Source organism: Bradyrhizobium sp. (assembly GCF_035309285.1).
Classification (GTDB): domain Bacteria; phylum Pseudomonadota; class Alphaproteobacteria; order Rhizobiales; family Xanthobacteraceae; genus Bradyrhizobium.
The window spans coordinates 36,428-57,243 of record NZ_DATGFH010000136.1 but is presented as its reverse complement, the minus strand read 5'-3'; the positions used below and the strand labels follow the sequence as shown (position 1 = coordinate 57,243).

Genomic DNA, 20,816 nt, shown 5'->3' with positions numbered 1-20,816 from the left:
GATCACCCAACGGCGTTCATCACGCCCGTCCACAGCCCTGTTGCCCTGGTCGCCATCGACCGGAACAGGTGGTCGTCATCGATCGGAAATGGTGGTCGCCATCAATCGGATTCACTGGTCGCTATGCCCCGGAGCGCGCAGTCTTGTCATCCGCTCCCGCCCCGCGCCGATCCACGGGCACGCCGTCGTGACCTGCGAGGAGAACGCAGCAACCCGCCGCCCCCACCGCCTGGTGGAGTCGATCCATCACAGGCTGGGCGACGTGCAAAAGCAGCCCGGCTTTCTCGCGCGCGTTGAGAAGCTCGATCCCGGTGAGCCGGATCGGCGGTCGCGCGCCGGCGGGATCGAGTTGATGCAATCGCGAAGAGCGCCGCCACGACGCGACCAGGGGCGATTTCGCCGCCTGACCGGATACGATCGCAGCCTCGACACGGGCCGCGTGATGCGCGAGCGGAAGCTTTTGCATCGTCTTGGCGTGCTCCTCCCGGCCAAAGGCTAGGGCAGCATGCCCTATGGTATTTGATCTGTATCAAACCTCTTTGCAGCGCGCCTCACGTCGACGTCCGGCGATCCAGCCGCAGAATCGCGTGGCCGAATCCGCCTTGGATCGATCGAAATTCGTCGCACGCAAAAGCTAGTTTCGCCCGCCAGTTCAATTAGCTGCGCCTGTTCAAGCCCCTTCACGAAAATATTTCGCTTTTCCAGAAGCGCGAATCAGGTGTATATCGTCGCCCGTCCCGTTGCCTTTAGGAGGGGCGGCTCGCGATCGTCACGGACGTTGGCAGCGGGATGCGATGGACGTCATGGCGCACGAGACGAGCGCAGCCAAGGCGTACGACGAAATCGCGGCGTCCTGGTCCCCCGACGCTGGGATCAAGCTTGCGAGATGATGATCACGCAGGCGACGGTGGCTAACAAGCCCGGACACCGGGGAGAACGCGTATAAGCCGTAAAGCCATTGCGCAGGGAATGCCGGATGTTGTGGCTGCCCTGTTGTTGCTTGCGTGCGTAAAGTGCACTTTCTTTGCACGCAAGGCTCGCGGGTGCGGCCTGCACCCGGCATTCCCCGCGCCCTCTTGATTGCGAGGGCGACGAACCCTGCATCACTCGGGCATGTCGTGTCGCGGGAAAGCGGACTCACATGTGCACTCCGTCATTGCGAGCGCAGCGAAGCAATCCACACTGTTTCCGCGGTTGGAGTATGGATTGCTTCGTCGCGGAGCCTGTCAACGGGCCGCGCGCTCGCGCGGACCCGTTGGCTTTGCCCACCCTACGAAGGTGACCGCCCTACTCCGCCATCTCCACGGATCGTGTGGCCGGCCCCGCGAGCGGGCGCTCCTCCATGGTGACCATGCAGAGCATGGCGCACGCCATCATCGCGGCGGCAGCGCCGAACACGTAGCGGAACGCGGCGATCATGTCGGCCGCCGGAATCGAATTCACGACCCCATGACGCTCGCCGGCGAGCGAGATGTCGGCGCCGAGCGCCGTCAGGAGGATCGCGGTCATGGCGGCGACCGTGAACGAGGATGCAAGCGAGCGGAAGAAGTTCATGCCGCCGGTGACGGTGCCGACCTGCGAGCGCTGAACCGCATTCTGAATCGAGACCACGGTGATCGGGAACGTGGTGCCGAGGCCGAGCGCGAACACCGACAGCAGCAGCAGCAGGCCCCAGAGCGGCAACGTCGTGAGCGCGAGCGCAGCGCCGGAGGTCGCGGCAACGAAATCGCCGACAATCGCGACGCGCTTGTAGTGCCTCGCGCGTGCCATGGTTTTGCCGGCGATCGCAGCCCCACAGGTCGAGATCGCGGCGAGCGGGATCAGGGCAAGCCCGGCTTGGCTGGCAGAGAGATGGTAGACCACCTCGTAATACAGCGGCAGTTGCACGGTGAGCCCGGTCATCGCGCCCAGCGCGCAGCTTCCGGCCAGGATGGCAAAGGGCACGACGGACCCGGAGAGCAGACGCAGCGGCAGGAATGGCTCGTCGGCGCGGCCGGCATGCCAGACGAAGCTGACCGCGAGCGCAAAGGAGGCGCCGACCATCGAAAGGATCGCCGGCGACAGCCAGAGATAGCGGTTGCCGCCCCAGGTCAAGACCAGCATGAACACGACGCTTGCGGCCATCAAGAGCACGCCGCCGAGCCAGTCGACCTCGCGGTGGCGGTGAAACACCGGGATCTTGCGCATCTTCGGCAAGAGCAGCGCGAGCGCGGCGAGCGCCAGCGGCAGGTTGATCCAGAAGATCATCGACCAGTGCAGATGCTCAGCGAACACGCCACCCAGCACCGGGCCGCCGATGCCGGCGGCGACCCAGACGCCGGAGAAATAGGCCTGATACTGGCCGCGCTCGCGCGGGCTCACGATGTCGGAGATGATGGTTTGCACGATCGGCAGGATGCCGCCGCCGCCCAGCCCCTGCAGGCCGCGGCCGACGATCAGGACAGGCAGGCTGGGAGCGAGCGCGCACACGACCGAACCCGCGATGAAGAGCGAGAGCGACGCGATGATCATGGCGCGGCGGCCGTAGATGTCGCTGAGCGTGCCGAACACGGGTGCGACGGCGGTGGAGGAGAGCAGGTAGGCGGTGATGACCCAGGACAGGCTGGAGACGTCCTGGAACTGGCGGGCGATGGTCGGCAGCGCGGTCGCGACGATGGTCTGGTCGAGCGCGGCGAGGAACATTGCGAGCATCAAACTCGCGAGAATGGCGCGGACCTCGTCCTTGGTGAGCGGCGCGCGCGGGGCGAGCGGCGGCGCGTCCTCAAGCGCGATCACCTGGGTCGGGAGTTCCGGAAGCTCGGCCTCGATCTCTCGAGCCAATGAGGAACCTTGGGCCAATGAATGAGGTGCGGCAGGACGATGGTTCTGCCGTTCGTGCTTGTTCATGATGAGATGTTTTTGTCCGTAGCGCCGCCCTGGCAGCGCCGATTCGCTAAGTCGTCTGCAACTTAAGGCGCAAATGGCCTTCCAGGCAGCACCTCCAGTGCATGGGTGCATCCCGCAGTGCAGCGTTCGCGAACTCGTGATCGGGCAAGGCGAGCGAAGTCAGGCCGGCCACTTCTTCAGACGCGCCCGTTTCGGCAACAGCATCGGCCAGCGCACGATGTGATCCTCGAGATCGGCATCGGGAATATCATCTTCGGTCCCCTGCACCCGCCCACGCACGGAAACGCCGGCTTCGTGCACCGTGTTGGGATCGCCCGAGACGAGCGGATGCCACCAATAGAGGTCGCGGCCCTCGGCCACGAGGCGGTAGCCGCAGCTTGGCGGCAGCCAGTTCAGGGTGCGGACATTCTGAGGCGTCAGGCGCACGCAATCGGCGACCTTGTCGGAGCGATTTGCGTAGTCCTTGCAGGTGCATAGGCCCGCGTCCAGAAGCTTGCAGGAAACATGGGTGAAGTAGATCTGGCCGGTGTCCTCGTCCTCCAGCTTCTCCAGGCAGCAGCGCGCGCAGCCGTCGCACAGGCTTTCCCATTCGACGTCGGACATTTCTTCCAACGTCTTGGTTTTCCAGAAGAAACCCTCCTGGCTCGATGGCTTTTTCGGCGGCGCGGTCATCGATCAAAAAGCTCCTGAAATGGCTTAACCAAATAGCCTTCCAAAGGCGGTTTTCACACAAGGTGCAAGTGGGCGCAATTTCGGACGTTTCCAGTCCGCCGCGCATTCATTCTGGCGATCAAAAGTCGGAGCGAGACCATTGGTTTATGGCCCCTCGTCGGCTAGAAGAAAATGGCGAGTCCCCGAGGGCGCAAGAAGCGCCTTGGGTTTGCCGCAACATCAGCGCAAGACGTCCCGATGGCGCCCAGCAGGGGCGCTCGAGCGCCTTCGAACCTGACGAAGAGTTCCTGTGCCGCGCCAGATCATCCCGCCGCGATGGAAGACCAAGGTCCGGCACTTCTTCCTGGACCTCGATGCCCGCATCGACTCCACCCTGTTCTCTTCGGGCAAGGGCGCGCGCGAGCTCTATGAGCGCTTTTCGACCTTCATGGACCGCTTCTACGTCGGTCGCTGGAAGCGCTGGGTCTTCATCGAGCCGCTTTCGGAAGCCGCCACCATCGGGCTGGGCGGCCTGATCCTGCTGCTCGCGCTCGCGGTGCCGGCGTTCCGCGAGACCACCGACGAGGATTGGCTGAAGAAATCCGACCTCGCGGTCACCTTCCTCGACCGCTACGGCAACCCGATCGGAAGCCGCGGCATCAAGCATAATGATTCCATCCCGCTCGAGGATTATCCCGACACGCTGATCAAGGCGACGCTCGCGACCGAGGACCGCCACTTCTACGACCATTTCGGCATCGACGTCATCGGCACCATGCGCGCGCTGGTCACCAACACGGAGGCCGGCGGCGTGCGCCAGGGCGGCTCCACGCTCACCCAGCAGCTCGCCAAGAACCTGTTCCTCTCCAATGAACGTACCATCGAGCGCAAGATCAACGAGGCGTTCCTTGCGATCTGGCTGGAGTGGCGGCTGACGAAGAACGAGATCCTGAAGCTCTATCTTGACCGCGTCTATATGGGCGGCGGCACGTTCGGCGTCGACGGCGCGGCGCATTTCTACTTCAACAAGTCGGTGCGCGACGTCACGCTGCCGGAAGCGGCGATGCTCGCGGGCCTCTACAAGGCACCGACCAAGTACGCACCCCACGTCAACCTGCCCGCGGCCCGCGCCCGCGCCAACGTCGTGCTCGACAACCTGGTCGATGCCGGCTTCATGACCGAAGGCCAGGTGTTCGGCGCGCGGCGCAATCCCGCGAGCGTGGTCGACCGTCGCAACGAGGACTCGCCGAACTACTATCTCGACTACGCCTTCGACGAGGTGCAGAAGATCGTCGACACCTTCCCGAAATCCTATAACGAGCGCGTCTTTGTGGTTCGCACCGCGATCGACATGAACGTGCAGAAGGCCGCCGACGAGGCGGTTGAGAACGAATTGCGCCAGTACGGCCGCGACTATCACGCCACCCAAGCCGCGGTCGTGATCGCCGATCTCACCGGCGGCGTCCGTGCCATGGTCGGCGGGCGCGACTATGGCACGAGCCAGTTCAACCGCGCCACTGACGCCTTCCGCCAGCCCGGCTCGTCGTTCAAGCCTTATGTTTACACCACCGCACTGCTCAACGGCTTCAAGCCGAGCTCGGTCGTGGTCGACGGTCCGGTCTGCATCGGTAACTGGTGTCCGCAGAACTACGGCCGCTCCTATTCCGGCCCGGTGACGCTGACCCAGGCGATCACCCATTCGATCAACGTAATACCGGTCAAGCTGTCGATCGCGCTCGGCGGCAAGGAGGGGCCAAAGGCTGGCCGTGCCAAGATCGTGGCAGTGGCGCGAAAGTTCGGCATCATCACGCCGCTGCCGGATACGCCATCGCTGCCGATCGGCGCCGACGCGGTCACCGTACTCGAGCATGCGGTGGCCTATGCCACCTTCCCCAACCACGGCGCGGCGGTGACACCGCACGCCGTGCTGGAAATCCGTACCGGCAACGGAGATCTGGTGTGGCGCTGGGACCGCGACGGTCCGAAGCCGCGGCAGATCATTCCCCCGTCGGTCGCTGCCGACATGGCGATGATGATGGGCCACGTCGTGAGTGAAGGCACGGCGCGGCGCGCCCAGCTCGACGGCATTCCCACCGCCGGCAAGACCGGCACCACGAACGCCTATCGCGACGCCTGGTTCGTCGGCTATACCGGCAACTTCGTCGGCGCGGTGTGGATGGGCAATGACGACTACTCGCCGACCAATCGCATGACCGGCGGCTCGCTGCCGGCACAGACCTGGCACGACATCATGACGATCGCGCATCAGGGCATCGAGATCAAGGAACTGACGGGCGTCGGAATGGGCACGAAGCTGCAGCAGCCCGCCAGGCCACAACTGGTGGCCGGGGCCATTGCGCAGCCGCCACATGCGCCGGAGATCAAGCCGGGACCTCCACCGGTGCTGACCAAGCGCGGGGCGGACATCCTGGTCCAGATCGAGAAGATGCTGGATGATGCCGGCAAGACCGCCGACAAGACAACGTCGGCCACCGAGCCACCGAAGCCGACCAAGCCGGTTTCATCCTCGGCGCTCGCCTTCCCCGAGAACTATGCGGCGGTGACCCCCAACGACGCGGCAGCGCCGCATAAGAATTGAGCCGTGAGACTTCTGTTTGTAGCACTTGTGGCGTTGACGCTGGCCGCGGCCGTTGGCCTCGGCTCGACCTGGATGACTACCACGCGCGGCACCGAGTTCGGCACGCTGACGATCGGCGCCTGGACCGCGCGGCCACGAATCGGCACGGTCGATATCGACCCCTACTCGCGCGCCACGATCACCCGTAATGGCGAGCTGCCGATAGGCGCCGGCGACGGCATCGCATTCGCCGCCACGAGGGACGACAAGAAGAAGCCGCTCGATGGCCGCTGCGACGTCGTGGTCTCGGGCGTCACGCCGGCAGCGCGGTTCTGGACGCTGACGCTGTATGATACAAAGGGTCACCTCGTGGCCAATACCCTGCAGCGCTACGGTTTCACCAGCGAGGAGGTCGTGCGCGGCGCCGACGGCGGCTTCGAAATCCACATCGCGCCGCGCGCGCGCGCCGGCAACTGGCTGCCGACCGGAGGCATCGAGCGCTATGCATTGATGTTCAGTCTTTACGATACGCCCGTCGGGGTGGCGACCCGCAACAGGCGTGATGCGCCGATGCCGACAGTCGCGACAATGGGCTGCCCATGATCCGGATCGTGTTCACGATCATCGCGGGCGTGCTGCTTGGCGGCGTGGTGCATCTTGTCAGCGTGCTGGCCCTGCCTAAGATCGCGACCGAGGATGCCTATGCCCGCCTGGCGCCGATCACGAAGGTAAACACCGTGACGCAGCTTCCTGCCGCCGATCCCTCCAACACGCTGATGCCCTATCTCGATCCGGCCATCGCGGTCGCGGTCTGCCGCTACGACCTCTCGGGCGGATCGATCAAGCTCAGCGTGCCCGTCAGCCAGGCCTACACGTCCGTGTCGTTCTACACCCGCAACGACCTCGCCTATTACGCGATCAACGACCGCTCGGCAGGCAAGAAGGTGATCGAGCTCGACCTGATGACCGAGGCGCAGCACAGCGATTTGCCCGAGGACGAGGATGTGACCGCTGCTGACCGGCTGATCATCGATTCCCCGTCGACGACCGGCCTGATTGTACTGAAGGCGCTCGCGCCGGAGCCCGGGCTGATGGCGCAGGCGCAGGCCTCGCTTGCGGCCTCGAGCTGCAAGGTGCAAACCGACCTGCCGGCCAAGCAGGCCGAGGCGCCGCGCGGCAAGCGGTGAGGCGTCCGGCCCTCAGTGATCGCCGCAGCAGCAATCCTCGTAATGCACGGGATCGTGGCTGTTGATGATCGTCACCGCATCGCCGTGGGCGGCATGCAGCGCCCTGAGCCGTTCCTGATTGGAAATCCGCGCAGCGCTGTCCATGTCAGCGCGTCGCTGGAACACGCCGAGCACGAATGGCATGCGCGGCTTCGCCTGGATCTGCCCGTGGAAGAAATAGGCGTCGCCCGCATGCAGCAGCCACTTGGCCCCGCCGCGCACCGCGATGCCGCAGTGCCCCAGCGTGTGGCCCGGCAGCGGAATCATGAGTATGTCGGGCTCGCGGTCGCCAAGCGCGCGCACGCCCTTGAAGCCGAACCAGTCTTCGCCGCCCTCGCCGTAGATTTCCCAATCGGGACCATGCTTCCACTGATCGGCGATGTAGCGGCCTGGCGGCGCGGCAATCCGATGCGTCACCGCCATCTCATGTTCCTTGCGATGGACATGCACCTTCGCTCGCGGGAAATCCGGAACGCCTCCGGCATGATCGCGGTCGAGATGGGTCAACAGGATGTGCCGCACGTCATCCGGCGAATATCCGAGCGACTTGACTTGCGCCACGGCGGTCTCGCCGCGGTCCAGGCGTGGCGCGGCCTGCCGCACCCACCTGCGGCCGAGCCGCGGCGGGTCGGCAATGTCGCCGAGGCCGATGCCGGTGTCGACCAAAGCCAATCCGTCCTGGGTCTCCGCCAGCAGGCAATGACAGACCAATCGCGCCCGTTGAAACAGACTGCCCGTGCCGTTCACGAGACGCTTGCCGATCGGGCACATGGTCCCGGCGTTGAGATGATGAACACGCATGACCGTCCTCCGCTGCGACAGGCGGATTGCTTGCCACCGATCTTATCATAGGTAAAATATCAATGTTCGATACAATCGATAGGACATACCTATGGATATCCGCGAGCTTCGCTATTTTGCCGCCGTGTTCAGGGAGCGCAACCTGACCGCGGCCGCCAGGCGCTGCTTCATCTCGCAGCCGTCGATTTCGGCGGCGATCACCAATCTCGAAGCCGAGCTTGGCACCGCCCTGTTCATCCGTCACAAGAAGGGGATGGCGCCCACGGAAGCGGCCGAGCGGTTCCACGCGGTCGCGCGGCGCATCATCGACGAAGCGGACGCGGCGAAGAACCTGTTCCGCAAGCCGCCTTCGCAAGAGAGCCTGACGCTCGGCCTGATGCGCACACTCGACGTGGCGCGAACCATCGCGCTGTTAAAGCCGCTGACCGCCCAATCAAACATCGCGCTTCGATTGGTGGGTGCGAACGAGACCGCGGACGCGCGCATCATCTCGAAGACCATGGTCCGCCAGGACGAGCACTTCGTCCCGCTCTGGCGCGAGCGCTACGTCGCGGCGCTGCCTCCCTCGCACCCGCTGACATTGAAGGAACGGCTGCGCAATTCGGATTTCAAAGGTGTTGCGATGATCGATCGCTGCAACTGCGAGCAGAACAAATTCTTCGGCCGGCAGGCGCCTCCGCGCAAGCCCGCGGCGATCGCCGAATCCGAGGATTGGGCGATGGCGCTGGTCGCCGCCGGTGTCGGCGTTGCGATCGTGCCCGAAGGCGTGGCGCAGGCCAATCCCGACGTGGCGGTGCGCGAGATCGAGGTTCGGGTTGAGCGAGAGGTCGGCCTTGCCTATGGCGCAAAGCGGCCGCCCAGCGAGGCGCTGCGGGGCTTCATCGCGAAGCTTCCGAAGCGACGTCCAACCACCGCCCGCTCGCGAGATCGGAGCGGCAGCAAGCGTTGAGAGGATTACCCCCGCGTCGTGACCGGGTGCTCGATCACGGGCCTTGCCGCGACCGGTGGATACGCTGTCTGCGCGGCGAGCTCTGCGATCAGGCGATCTGCGTCGGCGGCCATCGGGTCGGGCGCCTGCAGCACCAGCCGCTCCAGGGCCCAGCGATAGGACGACACGCGCCGCTCCTGGCACTGCTGCACCCACTGCACGATCAGGGAATTCTCCTGCATGCGTGCCACCGCATCCGCGCGCTCGCGCGGCGAGAGCTCACTGATGCGCCCAAGGCTTGCGTTCCGGCGACGGTCGAGCTCGAGCACCTTGATGGCGCTGGGATAGAACAGTTCCAAGCGAGAGATATCGTCGCGCACGTCGTCGATCAGTTGCGCATAACGCGAGGCATGCGAACGGTGCGGCTCGTCGATCAGCGCACGGCCGTACGCAGTGCGGTCGAACACAGGCGCCTGGCGCCAGGGCGAAGGCAGCGGCTGATAGTCGCCGAACACGCTCTTCCAGGCGGGGCGCGAATGCGGCGGTTCGATCAGGGGATAGGCGAGATCGCGAAGCTGGCGTTCGTCGTCGGTGAGCTGGAACTGAGAGGGACGCAGGCCAACGCTTGAGGTCGCCTCAAGCCCGATCCAGCGATGCATATCGTCGTTGCGGAAATCTTCTCTGGTGCGACCGAAATCGCCACCGCTGCAGGCTCCCAACAGGCTGCCCACAACGAGCAGCAGGGCCGGCGCAAAATACCGGATCGGAAATCTCGTCTCCGGCATGGCGTAATATCCTTGCGGTTTCAGCGGCGACGGCGACGGCCGCCCGAGGCGGCGCCCTCTTCGGGTCCGCTGCCGCCGCTCGTGCCATCGTCACCGCGTTCGACGCGAACGACTGGCAGGATCAGAACAGTGCCCATGTCGTCGGCCGAAACGCCATCGATGGGTGAGCCCGGCCGCCGCGAAGCAGCATCCGCCGGAAATTCAATGATGGTCCCCATGCCCATTCTCTCTGGTCGTCACGACCACGATTCGTGCCGCGACACGTCAATTAAGATCAGCACGTGGTTAACGAGGTCTTAAGGCGGCCGCCCGCACGACCGCGGTGGCCGGCAAATGGGCACTGCGTTGCAAGCCGGCATCACCGGCATTTTGCTGGACTTCTTCACAAATTGTTTTCCTTAACGAGCTGTTAAAGCAAGCCACATAGGGTGAGCGAAGAATTCGAAGAGTCGCGTACCCTGACATGACTACAACTCCGCTGTTTCCGGGCTTCGATGGCTTGATGACGCTGTCCCGTCGCGAGGGCGTCGATATCAGACCCACCCTGCTCCGCGTGCTGACCGATCTCTATGTGCAGGCGAGCACGCATTCCGCCGACGAGGCGCGGCAGTTTGTCGAGCTCGCAACGCGCCTGATCGACCAGGTCGATGATGCGACACGCGCGGCCGTGCGCGCGCGGCTTGCGATCTATCCGACGACGCCGGCCGCGATCATGCGGAAGCTCAACCTGAAGCCTGGGCATCCCGACCAGCGCGTACCGTTGGCGGAGGAAATCCTCTCCCCACCACATGAGGAAGCAGCGCCGCCGAGGCCGCTTACGGAAGCGGAGACGCGGATGGCGGCCAATCTTTCGATGCAGCCGACGGATGCAGCGCAGATCCACGACCTGTTCTTCCGCGCAAACACCAGCGAACGCGTCTCGATCCTGCACAGCCTCGCCGACACGCCGCTGAAGGCTTCGCCGAAAATTCCCGAGCGGCGCGCGGCGCGCGCGATCGAGACGCTCGAAATGGCGGCTTTCGCGGCCGACATCGAAAACTTCACGCTCGAGCTCGGCGAGAGCCTGATCCTGCCCGCGCGGCTGGCCGCGCAAGTGGTCGATGATCCCGGCGGCGAGCCACTCGCCTGCGCCATGCGCGCGCTTGGCATGCCCGGTCCGGTGTTCGAGCGCGTGCTGTTGTTCCTCAAGCCAGAATTCGGAAGCTCGGTGAATACGGTGTATCGACTGTCGCGGCTCTACGATCGCCTGAGCGAACGCTCGGCGCTCGTGATGCTCGCCGTCTGGCGCGGCTCGACGATGGCCGTGACAAGAGCGAAATACCGCCCGGGCCTCTACGACGACGAACGCCAGCGCGCACGCACCACGGCGGCTCAGACGCGTCCTGCGGTGCAGCCCGGCACCGCACCGAGTGTGCGCACTGGCACCGACGGTTCGTCGCGCTAAATCGTCATTGCGAGCGAAGCGAAGCAATCCAGAGCCTCACGCGAAACTTTGGATTGCTTCGTCGCTGCGCTCCTCGCAATGACGAAAGGCAAGCTTCGATCATCTTGCCAGATCGAGGAAATGCCGACCTGCCTTGTCCTCGGTCTCGACGATCCAGGCGTCGGGGTCGAAGCGGATTTCTCTGGTGAGCCGCTCTTCCACCGAAGGCTCGGGCTGCGGCTCCTTTGAGACCGGCGTGAACAGCCGCTCGATCGGGCGGCTGTCGTCATAGACCGTCTGCGGCGCCGGTACATACAGCGTGGCGCTGCCGTCCATCGTCGCCACCTTGACGAAGACCGCGCCGGCTTCTTCCGCGCCGCGCCGGCGCACCGCGCCGAACACGCCCGCGCTCTGGCAGCGGCGCAGATAGGCCGCCACCCAGATGCTTGTCTTTAATCGCATGAAAGAGACATAAGCCAGCCCGCATGCTGGCGCTAGTCGCAAGACTCAGTCGATCGGATGGCCAATCATCACGCCAAGCTCGCGCACCAGGCGCTCCGACACCTGCCCTGTCACCGGCAGCCCGCGATGCCGCTCAAATCTCTGGATCGCGGCCTGGGTGTCGGCCCCGATCGTGCCGGTCGCCCGCAACTGGCCGTAGCCATATTCAGTCAATACGCGCTGTACCGCGGCCACGCGACGGGAGCCCGTGACCTGGACCGGGGGAATCGGCGCGGGCGGACGCAGCGCTGTCGACGGCGGTGGCACGGCCGCGGTCGCCGATTGCAATGAACCCGTCGTCGCCTTGACGAGATTGCCGAGCGGATCGGCGGATCTTGCACTGGTAGCCTTGGTGTCGGACAGCCGAGGCTCACTTGGCTTCGTCTCCGCCAGCCGTGGTTCGACGGCTACAGCATCGGCCTCTGCCGGGCGTGGACGCGGCAGCAGGAGATTGGCCGTCGAAACGTTGGCGGCGGGAATGTGGACCACAGAGCCGAACATCGGCGCGGGATGCGGACCGTGCTGGAGAAACAGCGCGTTGGCGACGATCGCGCCCGCAGCCGTCAACGCAAGCAAGCTCGCAACCGTGTCCTTCGGGCTGTAAAGCAGGACGCGCATCAAGAGACCCCGCTCGGATTCCTCTTCGATCGCGGCGGCGGCACCGCGGCGACGGCGCGGTGCCTTGTCATCGTCTGCAATGGCTTTTCTAGGCACTTTTCTTCACCTGGATGATCTGGTCCTGAGATGGCGTTCGCACCGCGGGCAGCAGCGTCGCAATCTTGCTCGATGGCGCAGCCGCTTCGGATTTCGAATAGGCGAGCGGCAGCGTCACGGTAACGGTCGTCCCCTCGTCGATTCTGCTTTGCACGCTCATTTCGCCCGAATGGAGGCCGACCAGGCTTTTCACGATCGAAAGCCCGAGCCCGGTACCCTCATGGCGGCGCTGATAGGTCTTGCCAGCCTGGAAGAAGGGGTCACCGATGCGCTTGAGATCATCGGGTGCGATGCCGACGCCGGTGTCACTGATGCGAAGCACCAGCCGCGATCCCTCCACGTGTGCCGCCGCGGTCACCGTGCCGCCGCGTTCGGTGAACTTGATGGCGTTGGAAACGAGGTTGAGTACGATTTGCTTGAACGCGCGCGGATCGCCGCTCATGAGGGGCAGGTCGTGCGGTACGTCGGTGACGAGGTCGACGCCGCCTTCGCGCGCCTTCAGCGCCAGCAGGTTGCAGCAATTGAGCAGCGCGGCGCGCGGGGCGAACGGCTCGGCGGAGATTTCGAAATTGCCCGACTCCATCTTCGACATGTCGAGGATGCCGTTGACGACCGACAAAAGATGCTGGCCGGAGTCGTTGATGAGCTGCGCATATTCCTTGCGCCGCGCGGCATCGAGCATCAACGACTGCTCCTGCACGATCATCTCGGAGAAGCCGATGATCGCATTCAGCGGGGTGCGCAGCTCGTGGCTCATGGTGGCGAGGAAGCGGGTCTTGGCGGCATCGGCGGCTTCCGCCGCGCTGCGCGCGAGATCGAGCGCCTGCTCCTGGAGCTTGCGGTCGGTGATGCCACGCATGACGGCAACGACCTCGGATTCGAAACGGCCGGAGACCGGCGAGGCCTGCTCCAGCGGGCGGCAGCGCATCTCGACCCAGATGAAATCGACTGCGCCCGCGCCGCGTTCGCCGCGCGGCAGCTCGCGTTTCACGCGAAATTCGACGCTGCGCGCTTCGCCGCCGCGAGCGGCGTCCGAGAGCGCGGTGAGATAGGCGGGACGATCGGCGACGTGGACGCGGTCGAACAGGCCGTGGCCGAGCAACAGCGCCGCCGGCGTGCCCAGCATGGATTCCGCGGCAGGCGAGATGAACTGCACCGCGCCGTTGCGCTGATGGCGAGAGATCACGTCGCTCATATTGCGGGCAAGCAAGCGATAGCGCTCCTCTTCCACCGAGAGCAGCGACACGCTGGTGCGCGCCAGCGACTCTGCGCCGAACGCCAGCCCCGCTGCATAGAGCGTGGCGGAGGCCAGGCCGAACGCCATGCACAGACCATGCAGCGCGGGGGTGACTTCCGGTGGCGGCAGCAGGCCCAGCGTGCCGGATGCGATCAGGATCGCCGCGCAGGAAAGCGCAAGCGCTGACGCGAAGGCGACCACGCGGCGCGACGCCGACAGCGCCGATTCGACGGGAATGACGACGAGCCAGACCGCGGCAAACGACTCGATGCCGCCGGTCGTGACGGCAAACGCCATCACCACGCCAGCCAGCGCCATCGACGACAGCACATGGGCGCCCTCGTAGCGGCCGGTGCGCGACAGAAACCAGGACAGCAGGATCGGCGCGATCAGCCAGGCCAGCGCGGAGACCTCGAGCATGCCGGGCGCGCCGCGCATCGCCAGATAAATGGGGAACACGGCGAAGGCCGCGAGACTGCCGATCAGCCGCGGCGCCATGAAGGCGCGATGCCGCGCGCGGGTCAGCGCATCGTGGTGTGCCGACGGATGCAGCAGCGCATCGAAACAATCGCGGATGGTACTCAACACAGTCACGGCTCTCGCGCCTCGGCTTGTCCGTCAAAAAGACGCGCCGGAACGCCCCCTTGTCGCGGGCCACCGTGTCAGAGCGAAATTAAACGAACGCTAAGGCGGTGCAGCAAGCGACAAAACACCGTGGCGTGGCCGGTGTTTTGGCTCATTTGCACGCGCGAATGGTGAATCGCGGGTTTCCGCGGGCGCGCCCGTATGGTTTCGATTTGGTGGACGCGACCGATGGTTCCATCCTGATCGCGTCAATCGAAAATTTACGCCGAATCAAACTGCCCCGAGTTTTCTGCGATCTTTCGGCGAATTAAGTCCAATTCAATCACTTGCGATTTATCGAGAATGATGAGGTGAAGCCGAACGCGGGGTCGCCGCATCGGCTTGAAGAGACGATACGGAATCGCAAGATGTTCTTCCTGCTGCGCATGGCCTTCTGGCTCGGGCTGGTGCTCGTGCTGTTGCCGAGGGACAAGACGCCCGAATCGGAAAAGCTGCCGCAAATCAGCGTCTCCGATGCCGTGCAGGCTGCGACCGCTGCCGTCTCCGACATGAGCCAGTTCTGCAAGCGTCAGCCGCAGGCCTGCGAGGTCGGCGGCGAGGCGGCCACCGTGATCGGCGTGCGTGCCCAGGACGGCGCGCGCAAGATCTATCGTTCGGTCACCGACGGGAAGACCGACGACCGGAAAGCTGACGACAAGAAATCCGCGACCGACAAGAAGTCGCCGGACCATACCGGCTCGATCGGCAGCACCGACAATGACGATCCGGTCTCTGCCGCCGTGGCGCCGCGCGACACGCTGTCGGCGGACGATCTCGCGATCGATTGGGCCCTGCCGCCGAGCCCGTAAGGACGGAACTTCCCGCCTTCAGGATATCGCTTTCGGCCGCGCACGATCCTATATAAGCGGCATCGGACAAGCGCGAGCCATCATGACGACGATCGAGGAAATCAGGGACAATTTCGAGCTCCTGGAGGAGTGGGACGACCGCTACCGCTACGTCATCGAGCTCGGCCGCACCCTGGAACCGATGCCGGAGGCCGAGCACTCCCTGGAGAACAAGGTGAATGGCTGCGTCAGCCAGGTCTGGCTGTCGAAGAAGCTCGACCGCAGCGGCACGGATGCCGTGCTGAAATATCGCGGCGACAGCGACGCTCATATCGTGCGGGGCCTGATCGCGATCCTGCTCACGCTCTATTCCGGCCGCACGCCGCAGGACATCCTTTCCCACGATGCGATCGCGCTGTTCGACCAATTCGGATTTCGCGAGCATTTGACGCCGCAGCGCTCCAACGGCCTTCGCTCGATGGTCGAACGCATCCGCTCGGACGCGCGGGCCGCGCTGGCGACCGCCTCCTGATTACTTCCGCTTCGGCCGCTGCTGGCCGAGCCCCATCTTCTTGGCAAGCTGCGAGCGCGCGACCGCATAGTTCGGCGCCACCATCGGATAGTCCGGCGGCAGGCCCCATTTGTCGCGATATTGCTCGGGCGTCATGTTGTATTGCGTGCGCAGATGGCGCTTCAGCGACTTGAAACGCTTGCCGTCCTCCAGACACACCAGATAGTCCGGATTGATCGATTTCTTCAGCGACACCGCGGGCTTTGGCGGCTCGGCCGGCGGTTCGGTCCGCCCGCTCGACACGCGCAGCAGCGCCGCGTGAACCTGGCTGATCAGGTTCGGAATCTCGGAGGCCGGCGTCGGATTGTTGGACAGATAGGCCGACACGATGCTCGCGGTGAGATCGATGAAGCTTTTGCCGGCGGCATCAGTCATGAGGCCAAACCTCGCTTGGGCGGCTAACTTGCAGGGCGGATGCGAAAGTATCCGCAAGCCCCATAAACTTTGCGAAAACTTGCGTAGCAAAACGAATATGAGCGGATGACTGCCGAAGTGGCAAGAACATCATCGCTCTATTTGAACATTCCCGATGAAATTGTCGGGAATCACGGACGCTTGTTGAGATGCGCACGGAGCTCGTCGATGGACGCGAACCGCATCATGCCCTCCGGCATCTGCGCTTCGATGGAACCATCGGAGTAGAGCGAATAGGCCATACCGTCGACGACACCGGATTTGAGCACGGTGACGGCCGGTTGCTCCTCGGGCTGCCCGGGCGGCGATGCGGGGCGCTCTGCCGCCGCACTTGGTTCGGACTGTGCCGGGCGACTGCTGCGCCGCTGTGGCGGCACCTCCCCAGGCTTGGGCACCTCGCCCGGCCTGCCGCGATCCGCCCTTGGCCAGGCATCCTCAAAACTCGCTGGTGGCGCCCCGCCCGCAGTCGCTGGCGGCTGCGTGCGCGGATCGCCGGCCGCAGGATCGGAAGCGCCGGCCGGCTGGCGATCCTTGCGCACGGTCGAGGCGAACAGAAGATTCCGCTTTGGTCTTGGGCGCGGCGGCACAGCAGCGGCCGGGACCGGCTCGGATGCCATTGGCTCCTGACGCGTGCGCGGATCCTCATGCCAGGGCACGGGCGATACCGGCGGTGCTATCGAGGGCTCGACCGGGGCCTGCTGATCGCGCGAAAACGTCCCACTGCCTTCCCCCGCGGCGGCGCCGGCCGCAACCGGGAGCGGTGGCAGCGCGGCTCGCGCGCGAGGCTCAGCGGCCTGACGAGGGCCTGCCGCCATGCGGCGGGCCAGCCCCTTCAATTCCATCGCCACCACCGACAGCCCGAGCAGCAACATGCCGGTACAAAGTCCGATCGTGCCCGACATGATCAGGGTGTTGCCGAAGCTGAACTCCTTGACCGGGACGCCGAAGCCGATCGCCGCCAGACCGGCCAGAACGGCGGCGATCCCTGCGATCTGCAAGACGATGATCATCCAAAACACCCCGCGCGAGCACCGCGCACCTCACGTTGCCACGATACCGTCATATTCTGCATAGCGCCAACGGCCATTTGCCTCAGGCGTTCCGAACGGCTGCGCAATCCGTGACTTAGTTAATTGCAGTGACCGGCCAGCGCCAACTTAGCGCCGTTCGATATTGCATCGCATTAAGGCGGCAGAGGCAAATTACGCCACAATTGCCAATTACTTGCCTAGGGAACTGCGCTATATGGATCCCGGGGAACGAGGCCCAAAAGCGCCAAAGCTGGGCCACAGGGGACACCGGGTCACCAATAACCATGTCATCGGTCACGACTTCGGCCATCGAAACGCCGGCGCGGCGCTCGCTGGAACGAACTTGCGACGACCTTGCACTCCTGGTGCTCGCGGCTGTCGCCCTCATCGCAGGCCTCACCTTCCGTGACTACGGTTTGGGTTGGGACGACTACACCCACGCCGAATATGCCGACCTTTTGCTCCGCATGTACGGTTCGGGGTTCAAGGACACGCACGCGCTGTCCTTTGCCAATCTCTACATGTATGGCGGCGGCTTCGACATGGCGGCCGCGCTGCTGCACAAGGTCATCCCGCTCGGCCTGTTCGAGACCCGCCGTCTCGTCGGCGCCATCGTCGGCGTCATCGGGCTTGCGGTGACGTGGCGGCTCGGTCGTCGCGTCGGCGGCCCGCTCGCAGGCCTTGCCTCGCTGCTGCTGCTGGCGCTGTGCCCGATCTATTACGGGCACATGTTCATGAACCCGAAGGATGCGCCCTTCGCGGTGGCCATGGTGATCCTGATGATGGGCCTCGTGCGGCTCGCGGAGGAATATCCGCTGGCCTCGCCGCGCACCATCCTGCTCGTCGGCATGGGCGCCGGACTTTCGCTCGGCTCGCGCGTCCTCGGCGGGCTCGCGCTGATCTACGCGCTGCTCGGCTTCATCCCCATGTTCGTCGACGATTACCGCAACCAAGGGCCGCGGGAGGCGCTCTCCCGCTTCGTGCACGTGCTCTATGTGCTCCTGCCCGGCCTTGCGGTCGGCTACCTGATCATGGGGCTGATCTGGCCGTGGTCGATCATCGAGTTCGGCAATCCCTTGCGCGCGGTGACCTACTTCTCGCATTTCTTCGAGAAGCCCTGGAAGGAGCTGTTCGACGGGGCGCTGGTGTCGGTGCCGGACATGCCCTGGTCCTATCTGCCGACGCTGTTTGCGCTGCAGCTTCCCGAGGTGATGCTCGCGCTCCTCATGGTGGGTATCGTCGGCACCTTCATTTTGCTGCCGCGCAAGGATGTCACCGCGCGCCGCAAGACCATCCTCTTGATGCTGACGCTGGCCGCCACGCTGCCGATCGCGATCGCGATCGTGAAGCGGCCCGCGCTCTATAACGGCATCCGCCACTTCATCTTCGTGATCCCGCCGATGACGATCCTGGGCGGCCTCGCCTTCGCCTGGATCATGAACTGGCTCGGCACCACGCGCCGGAGCTGGCAGCCCGCGCTGCTCGCCGTCTTCATCTTCGGCCAGTCGCTGCCGCTCGCCGAGATGATCCGGCTGCATCCCTATCAGTACACATTTTTCAATCATATCGCGGGCACCGTGCGCGGCGCCGACGACCGCTTCATGCTGGACTATTGGGGCCTTGCCTTCAAACAGGCCTCCGACCGCCTGCGCGAACAGCTTGCAGAAAAGCACGAAGTGGCGCCGCGGGGCCGCAAATGGAAGGTCGCGGTGTGCGGCCCGCAGCGCCCGGCGCAGGTCGCGCTCGGTCCCGACTTCACCATCGGCTGGGACAGCCACGCGGCCGATTTCGCGATGACGCTCGGCGAGTTCTACTGCAAGGGCCTGTCCGCGCCGGTCATGGTCGATATCAAGCGCGACGACGTGGTGTACGCGCGCGTCTACGACATCCGCGGCCGCACCATCTCGAGCCTGCTGTCGATCCCGGCGCCCTAGCGCACGATCCGGGAAGGTGTGCAGCGGTTTCCCGAAAAGATCATGCGCAAGCAAAAAGCGCTTTAGCGCGCGACATTTCTGCGCGCCAACCTTCACGCCTGCATCAATCCGAGCTACAAGGCTTGACCTCAGGCGACGGACGCCAAATCGAAAGGCTTTCGGGCGTGGCTATTCTGGTGACCGGCAGTTCCGGCCATCTCGGCGAGGCGTTGGTGCGCGCCCTGCAAACGCAGCGGCGCGCGGTGGTCAGCATCGATATCAGACCCGGCGCGTTCACCCACCTCGTGGGCTCGATCGTCGATCGCGCGTTCGTGCGCCGTTGCATGGCGGACATCGACACCGTGCTGCATGCGGCGACTCTCCACAAGCCGCATGTCGCTACCCACCGCCGGCAGGATTTTATCGACGTCAACGTCACAGGCACGCTCAATCTGCTCGAAGAGGCGGCAGCCGCTGGCGTCACCGCTTTTGTCTACACCAGCACCACCAGTGTATTTGGCGATGCCCTGGTGCCGCCGCCGGGCGCGCCAGCGACGTGGGTGACCGAGGAGGTGACGCCGATGCCGAAGAACATCTACGGCGCCACAAAGGCGGCGGCCGAGGACCTGTGCCAGCTCTTTGCACGCAACCATGCACTTCCGACCATCGTGCTGCGCACCTCGCGCTTTTTTCCCGAGGAGGACGACGACCGCGCAGCGCGCGAGGCCTATGCCGACGCCAACAGCAAGGCCAATGAGTTCCTCTACCGACGCGTCGATATCGAGGACGTGGTCAGCGCGCATCTCGCCGCGACGGATCGCGCGCAGTCGACCGGCTTTGCGAAATATATCATCAGCGCCACCACCCCTTTCGGCCGCGGCGACGTAGCCGAGCTGCGCGACCATGCGCCACAGGTCGTCCGCCGCTACGTACCGGACTATGCGGGCGAATACGACAGACGCGGCTGGAGAATGCTTCCCGGTATCGAGCGCGTCTATGTCAACGACAAGGCTCGCGCCGAGCTCGGCTGGCAACCGCGCCATGATTTCCGCAGAATAGTTGCGCGACTAAAAGCGAATGGCGATGTCCTCAGCGCGCTGGCGCGGCAGGTCGGATCCAAGGGTTATCACGGCCGCCGCTTCGGCGAAGGGCCATATCCGGTGGAGTGAAATGGGCCGCGAAGCGGGTGGACGAATCCGCACGAATGCGCTACCAATAGCTCACACAGCCTCTACACATTGCGATCAAACGCCGCTCAATTTCGGGCGGCGTTTTTACTTTTCATTTCACGTCTTGGCGGCCTTGGTCCGCTCCGGCCTGTCGAGGATTTTTGGGACGGGAAGAACCAAGAGTGTTCGCCTGTTTCGACGAACTGCCGGAATTTGAGTTAGGACCACGGAAAGTAAGATACCTGGGCCTTTATGAATCATAGCGTGTAGAGGGCAATACGGAACTCGGCGTAACTCGCCCATGAATTATTTTCTGGTGATTCGCGGCAGCAAATCTCCGGGCACCAAGATCGCCCTGTTTTGCGACGACAAGCAGCAGGCTCGGAAAGAGTCGTTGGCGATCTTCACCGACTTGAGCAGAGGTATCTTTTCTGAGTTGGCGCCAGATGATCACTATCAGCTTGATCTCGTTGACCATGCCGAGAAACCGATTTTCGGGCTGCGCATTTGGGCGATGAGTTTTGGAGACGAAGTAAAATAAGGCTTCCGCGTGAAAAGGATGACGCCCGCGCGTCG

20 protein-coding genes and 1 pseudogene are annotated in these 20,816 nt (G+C 64.4%); 10 read left to right on the top strand and 11 right to left on the bottom strand.

Annotation, left to right across the window (positions count from 1 at the left end):
* Nucleotides 1-130: 130 nt before the first annotated feature.
* The 3 genes and pseudogenes from VKR55_RS25930 to VKR55_RS25920 all read right to left on the bottom strand — a co-directional run.
* A pseudogene (locus tag VKR55_RS25930) lies at nucleotides 131-466 on the bottom strand (sigma-54-dependent Fis family transcriptional regulator); the annotation flags it as partial.
* Between the two features lie 821 nt (nucleotides 467-1,287).
* Nucleotides 1,288-2,886 carry an MDR family MFS transporter gene (locus VKR55_RS25925; RefSeq protein ID WP_324407857.1) on the bottom strand — a complete coding sequence of 533 codons (1,599 nt, stop codon included), beginning with the start codon at nucleotides 2,884-2,886 and terminating at the stop codon, nucleotides 1,288-1,290.
* A 159-nt stretch (nucleotides 2,887-3,045) separates the two neighbouring features.
* Nucleotides 3,046-3,558 carry a YcgN family cysteine cluster protein gene (locus tag VKR55_RS25920; RefSeq protein WP_324407855.1) on the bottom strand — a complete coding sequence of 171 codons (513 nt, stop codon included), beginning with the start codon at nucleotides 3,556-3,558 and terminating at the stop codon, nucleotides 3,046-3,048.
* Nucleotides 3,559-3,847: 289 nt separating this feature from the next.
* Here VKR55_RS25920 and VKR55_RS25915 point away from each other — a divergent pair, with 289 nt between their 5' ends.
* Genes VKR55_RS25915 through VKR55_RS25905 form a run of 3 tightly spaced genes read left to right on the top strand, consistent with a single transcriptional unit; the run spans nucleotide 3,848 to nucleotide 7,302 of the window.
* Nucleotides 3,848-6,136: a transglycosylase domain-containing protein gene (locus tag VKR55_RS25915; protein ID WP_324407853.1), complete on the top strand. Its 2,289-nt coding sequence runs from the start codon at nucleotides 3,848-3,850 to the stop codon at nucleotides 6,134-6,136.
* A 3-nt stretch (nucleotides 6,137-6,139) separates the two neighbouring features.
* A complete protein-coding gene (locus VKR55_RS25910; protein WP_324407851.1) occupies nucleotides 6,140-6,718 on the top strand; it encodes a DUF1214 domain-containing protein in 579 nt (192 codons plus the stop codon).
* Nucleotides 6,715-7,302 carry a DUF1254 domain-containing protein gene (locus VKR55_RS25905; RefSeq protein ID WP_324407849.1) on the top strand — a complete coding sequence of 196 codons (588 nt, stop codon included), beginning with the start codon at nucleotides 6,715-6,717 and terminating at the stop codon, nucleotides 7,300-7,302. Before VKR55_RS25910 ends, VKR55_RS25905 begins: the two co-directional genes overlap by 4 nt.
* Before the next feature lie 12 nt (nucleotides 7,303-7,314).
* On the opposite strand, the gene VKR55_RS25900 is transcribed toward VKR55_RS25905, so the two are convergent.
* A complete protein-coding gene (locus VKR55_RS25900; protein ID WP_324407847.1) occupies nucleotides 7,315-8,142 on the bottom strand; it encodes an MBL fold metallo-hydrolase in 828 nt (275 codons plus the stop codon).
* A gap of 91 nt (nucleotides 8,143-8,233) precedes the next feature.
* On the opposite strand from VKR55_RS25900, the gene VKR55_RS25895 reads away from it, so the two are divergent.
* Complete coding sequence (locus VKR55_RS25895) at nucleotides 8,234-9,091, top strand: LysR family transcriptional regulator (protein WP_324407845.1); 858 nt, start codon at nucleotides 8,234-8,236, stop codon at nucleotides 9,089-9,091.
* Between the two features lie 5 nt (nucleotides 9,092-9,096).
* On the opposite strand, the gene VKR55_RS25890 is transcribed toward VKR55_RS25895, so the two are convergent.
* Nucleotides 9,097-9,855, bottom strand: coding sequence for a hypothetical protein (locus VKR55_RS25890; RefSeq protein ID WP_324407844.1), 759 nt, complete (start codon nucleotides 9,853-9,855; stop codon nucleotides 9,097-9,099).
* Nucleotides 9,856-9,875: 20 nt separating this feature from the next.
* Nucleotides 9,876-10,073, bottom strand: coding sequence for a hypothetical protein (locus VKR55_RS25885; protein ID WP_324407843.1), 198 nt, complete (start codon nucleotides 10,071-10,073; stop codon nucleotides 9,876-9,878).
* 245 nt (nucleotides 10,074-10,318) lie between these two features.
* On the opposite strand from VKR55_RS25885, the gene VKR55_RS25880 reads away from it, so the two are divergent.
* Nucleotides 10,319-11,299, top strand: a complete 981-nt coding sequence (locus VKR55_RS25880; RefSeq protein ID WP_324407841.1) for a DUF2336 domain-containing protein — start codon at nucleotides 10,319-10,321, stop codon at nucleotides 11,297-11,299.
* A gap of 99 nt (nucleotides 11,300-11,398) precedes the next feature.
* Here the strand turns inward: VKR55_RS25880 and VKR55_RS25875 are convergent, their stop codons facing one another.
* Genes VKR55_RS25875 through VKR55_RS25865 form a run of 3 tightly spaced genes read right to left on the bottom strand, consistent with a single transcriptional unit; the run spans nucleotide 11,399 to nucleotide 14,324 of the window.
* Nucleotides 11,399-11,740, bottom strand: coding sequence for a DUF1491 family protein (locus tag VKR55_RS25875; protein ID WP_324407840.1), 342 nt, complete (start codon nucleotides 11,738-11,740; stop codon nucleotides 11,399-11,401).
* A 45-nt stretch (nucleotides 11,741-11,785) separates the two neighbouring features.
* Nucleotides 11,786-12,493, bottom strand: a complete 708-nt coding sequence (locus tag VKR55_RS25870; protein ID WP_324407838.1) for a peptidoglycan-binding domain-containing protein — start codon at nucleotides 12,491-12,493, stop codon at nucleotides 11,786-11,788.
* The gene (locus VKR55_RS25865) at nucleotides 12,486-14,324 is read right to left on the bottom strand and encodes a sensor histidine kinase (RefSeq protein ID WP_324407836.1); all 1,839 of its coding nucleotides are present in this window, start codon (nucleotides 14,322-14,324) and stop codon (nucleotides 12,486-12,488) included. The genes VKR55_RS25870 and VKR55_RS25865 overlap by 8 nt, the downstream gene beginning before the upstream one ends.
* 398 nt (nucleotides 14,325-14,722) lie before the next feature.
* Between VKR55_RS25865 and VKR55_RS25860 the strand changes: the two genes are divergently transcribed.
* Both VKR55_RS25860 and VKR55_RS25855 read left to right on the top strand, forming a co-directional pair.
* On the top strand, nucleotides 14,723-15,163 hold the full coding sequence (locus VKR55_RS25860) for a DUF5330 domain-containing protein (protein WP_324407834.1): 441 nt from the start codon (nucleotides 14,723-14,725) through the stop codon (nucleotides 15,161-15,163).
* A gap of 82 nt (nucleotides 15,164-15,245) precedes the next feature.
* A complete protein-coding gene (locus VKR55_RS25855) occupies nucleotides 15,246-15,674 on the top strand; it encodes a SufE family protein (RefSeq protein ID WP_324407832.1) in 429 nt (142 codons plus the stop codon).
* Here the strand turns inward: VKR55_RS25855 and VKR55_RS25850 are convergent, their stop codons facing one another.
* Nucleotides 15,675-16,088 carry a Ros/MucR family transcriptional regulator gene (locus tag VKR55_RS25850; protein WP_324407830.1) on the bottom strand — a complete coding sequence of 138 codons (414 nt, stop codon included), beginning with the start codon at nucleotides 16,086-16,088 and terminating at the stop codon, nucleotides 15,675-15,677.
* Between the two features lie 170 nt (nucleotides 16,089-16,258).
* Nucleotides 16,259-17,137, bottom strand: coding sequence for a DUF308 domain-containing protein (locus VKR55_RS25845; protein ID WP_324407828.1), 879 nt, complete (start codon nucleotides 17,135-17,137; stop codon nucleotides 16,259-16,261).
* A 305-nt stretch (nucleotides 17,138-17,442) separates the two neighbouring features.
* Between VKR55_RS25845 and VKR55_RS25840 the strand changes: the two genes are divergently transcribed.
* The 3 genes from VKR55_RS25840 (at nucleotide 17,443) to VKR55_RS25830 (ending at nucleotide 20,781) form a co-directional block, all read left to right on the top strand.
* Complete coding sequence (locus VKR55_RS25840) at nucleotides 17,443-19,092, top strand: glycosyltransferase family 39 protein (protein WP_324407826.1); 1,650 nt, start codon at nucleotides 17,443-17,445, stop codon at nucleotides 19,090-19,092.
* Between the two features lie 164 nt (nucleotides 19,093-19,256).
* On the top strand, nucleotides 19,257-20,240 hold the full coding sequence (locus VKR55_RS25835) for an NAD-dependent epimerase/dehydratase family protein (protein WP_324407824.1): 984 nt from the start codon (nucleotides 19,257-19,259) through the stop codon (nucleotides 20,238-20,240).
* 301 nt (nucleotides 20,241-20,541) lie between these two features.
* Nucleotides 20,542-20,781 (top strand): hypothetical protein, encoded by a 240-nt coding sequence (locus VKR55_RS25830; RefSeq protein ID WP_324407822.1) that lies wholly within the window; start codon nucleotides 20,542-20,544, stop codon nucleotides 20,779-20,781.
* Nucleotides 20,782-20,816: the final 35 nt, after the last annotated feature.

Excerpts from the sequence above, each read along its gene's own strand:
- VKR55_RS25875 (WP_324407840.1), bottom strand. The coding sequence starts at position 11,740 with ATGCGATTAAAGACAAGCATCTGGGTGGCGGCCTATCTGCGCCGCTGC.
- VKR55_RS25880 (WP_324407841.1), top strand. The coding sequence starts at position 10,319 with ATGACTACAACTCCGCTGTTTCCGGGCTTCGATGGCTTGATGACGCTG.
- VKR55_RS25885 (WP_324407843.1), bottom strand. The coding sequence starts at position 10,073 with ATGGGGACCATCATTGAATTTCCGGCGGATGCTGCTTCGCGGCGGCCG.
- VKR55_RS25925 (WP_324407857.1), bottom strand. The coding sequence starts at position 2,886 with ATGAACAAGCACGAACGGCAGAACCATCGTCCTGCCGCACCTCATTCA.
- VKR55_RS25840 (WP_324407826.1), top strand. The coding sequence starts at position 17,443 with ATGTCATCGGTCACGACTTCGGCCATCGAAACGCCGGCGCGGCGCTCG.
- VKR55_RS25900 (WP_324407847.1), bottom strand. The coding sequence starts at position 8,142 with ATGCGTGTTCATCATCTCAACGCCGGGACCATGTGCCCGATCGGCAAG.
- VKR55_RS25830 (WP_324407822.1), top strand. The coding sequence starts at position 20,542 with ATGAATTATTTTCTGGTGATTCGCGGCAGCAAATCTCCGGGCACCAAG.
- VKR55_RS25860 (WP_324407834.1), top strand. The coding sequence starts at position 14,723 with ATGTTCTTCCTGCTGCGCATGGCCTTCTGGCTCGGGCTGGTGCTCGTG.
- VKR55_RS25895 (WP_324407845.1), top strand. The coding sequence starts at position 8,234 with ATGGATATCCGCGAGCTTCGCTATTTTGCCGCCGTGTTCAGGGAGCGC.
- VKR55_RS25905 (WP_324407849.1), top strand. The coding sequence starts at position 6,715 with ATGATCCGGATCGTGTTCACGATCATCGCGGGCGTGCTGCTTGGCGGC.
- VKR55_RS25855 (WP_324407832.1), top strand. The coding sequence starts at position 15,246 with ATGACGACGATCGAGGAAATCAGGGACAATTTCGAGCTCCTGGAGGAG.
- VKR55_RS25920 (WP_324407855.1), bottom strand. The coding sequence starts at position 3,558 with ATGACCGCGCCGCCGAAAAAGCCATCGAGCCAGGAGGGTTTCTTCTGG.
- VKR55_RS25845 (WP_324407828.1), bottom strand. The coding sequence starts at position 17,137 with ATGATCATCGTCTTGCAGATCGCAGGGATCGCCGCCGTTCTGGCCGGT.
- VKR55_RS25850 (WP_324407830.1), bottom strand. The coding sequence starts at position 16,088 with ATGACTGATGCCGCCGGCAAAAGCTTCATCGATCTCACCGCGAGCATC.
- VKR55_RS25890 (WP_324407844.1), bottom strand. The coding sequence starts at position 9,855 with ATGCCGGAGACGAGATTTCCGATCCGGTATTTTGCGCCGGCCCTGCTG.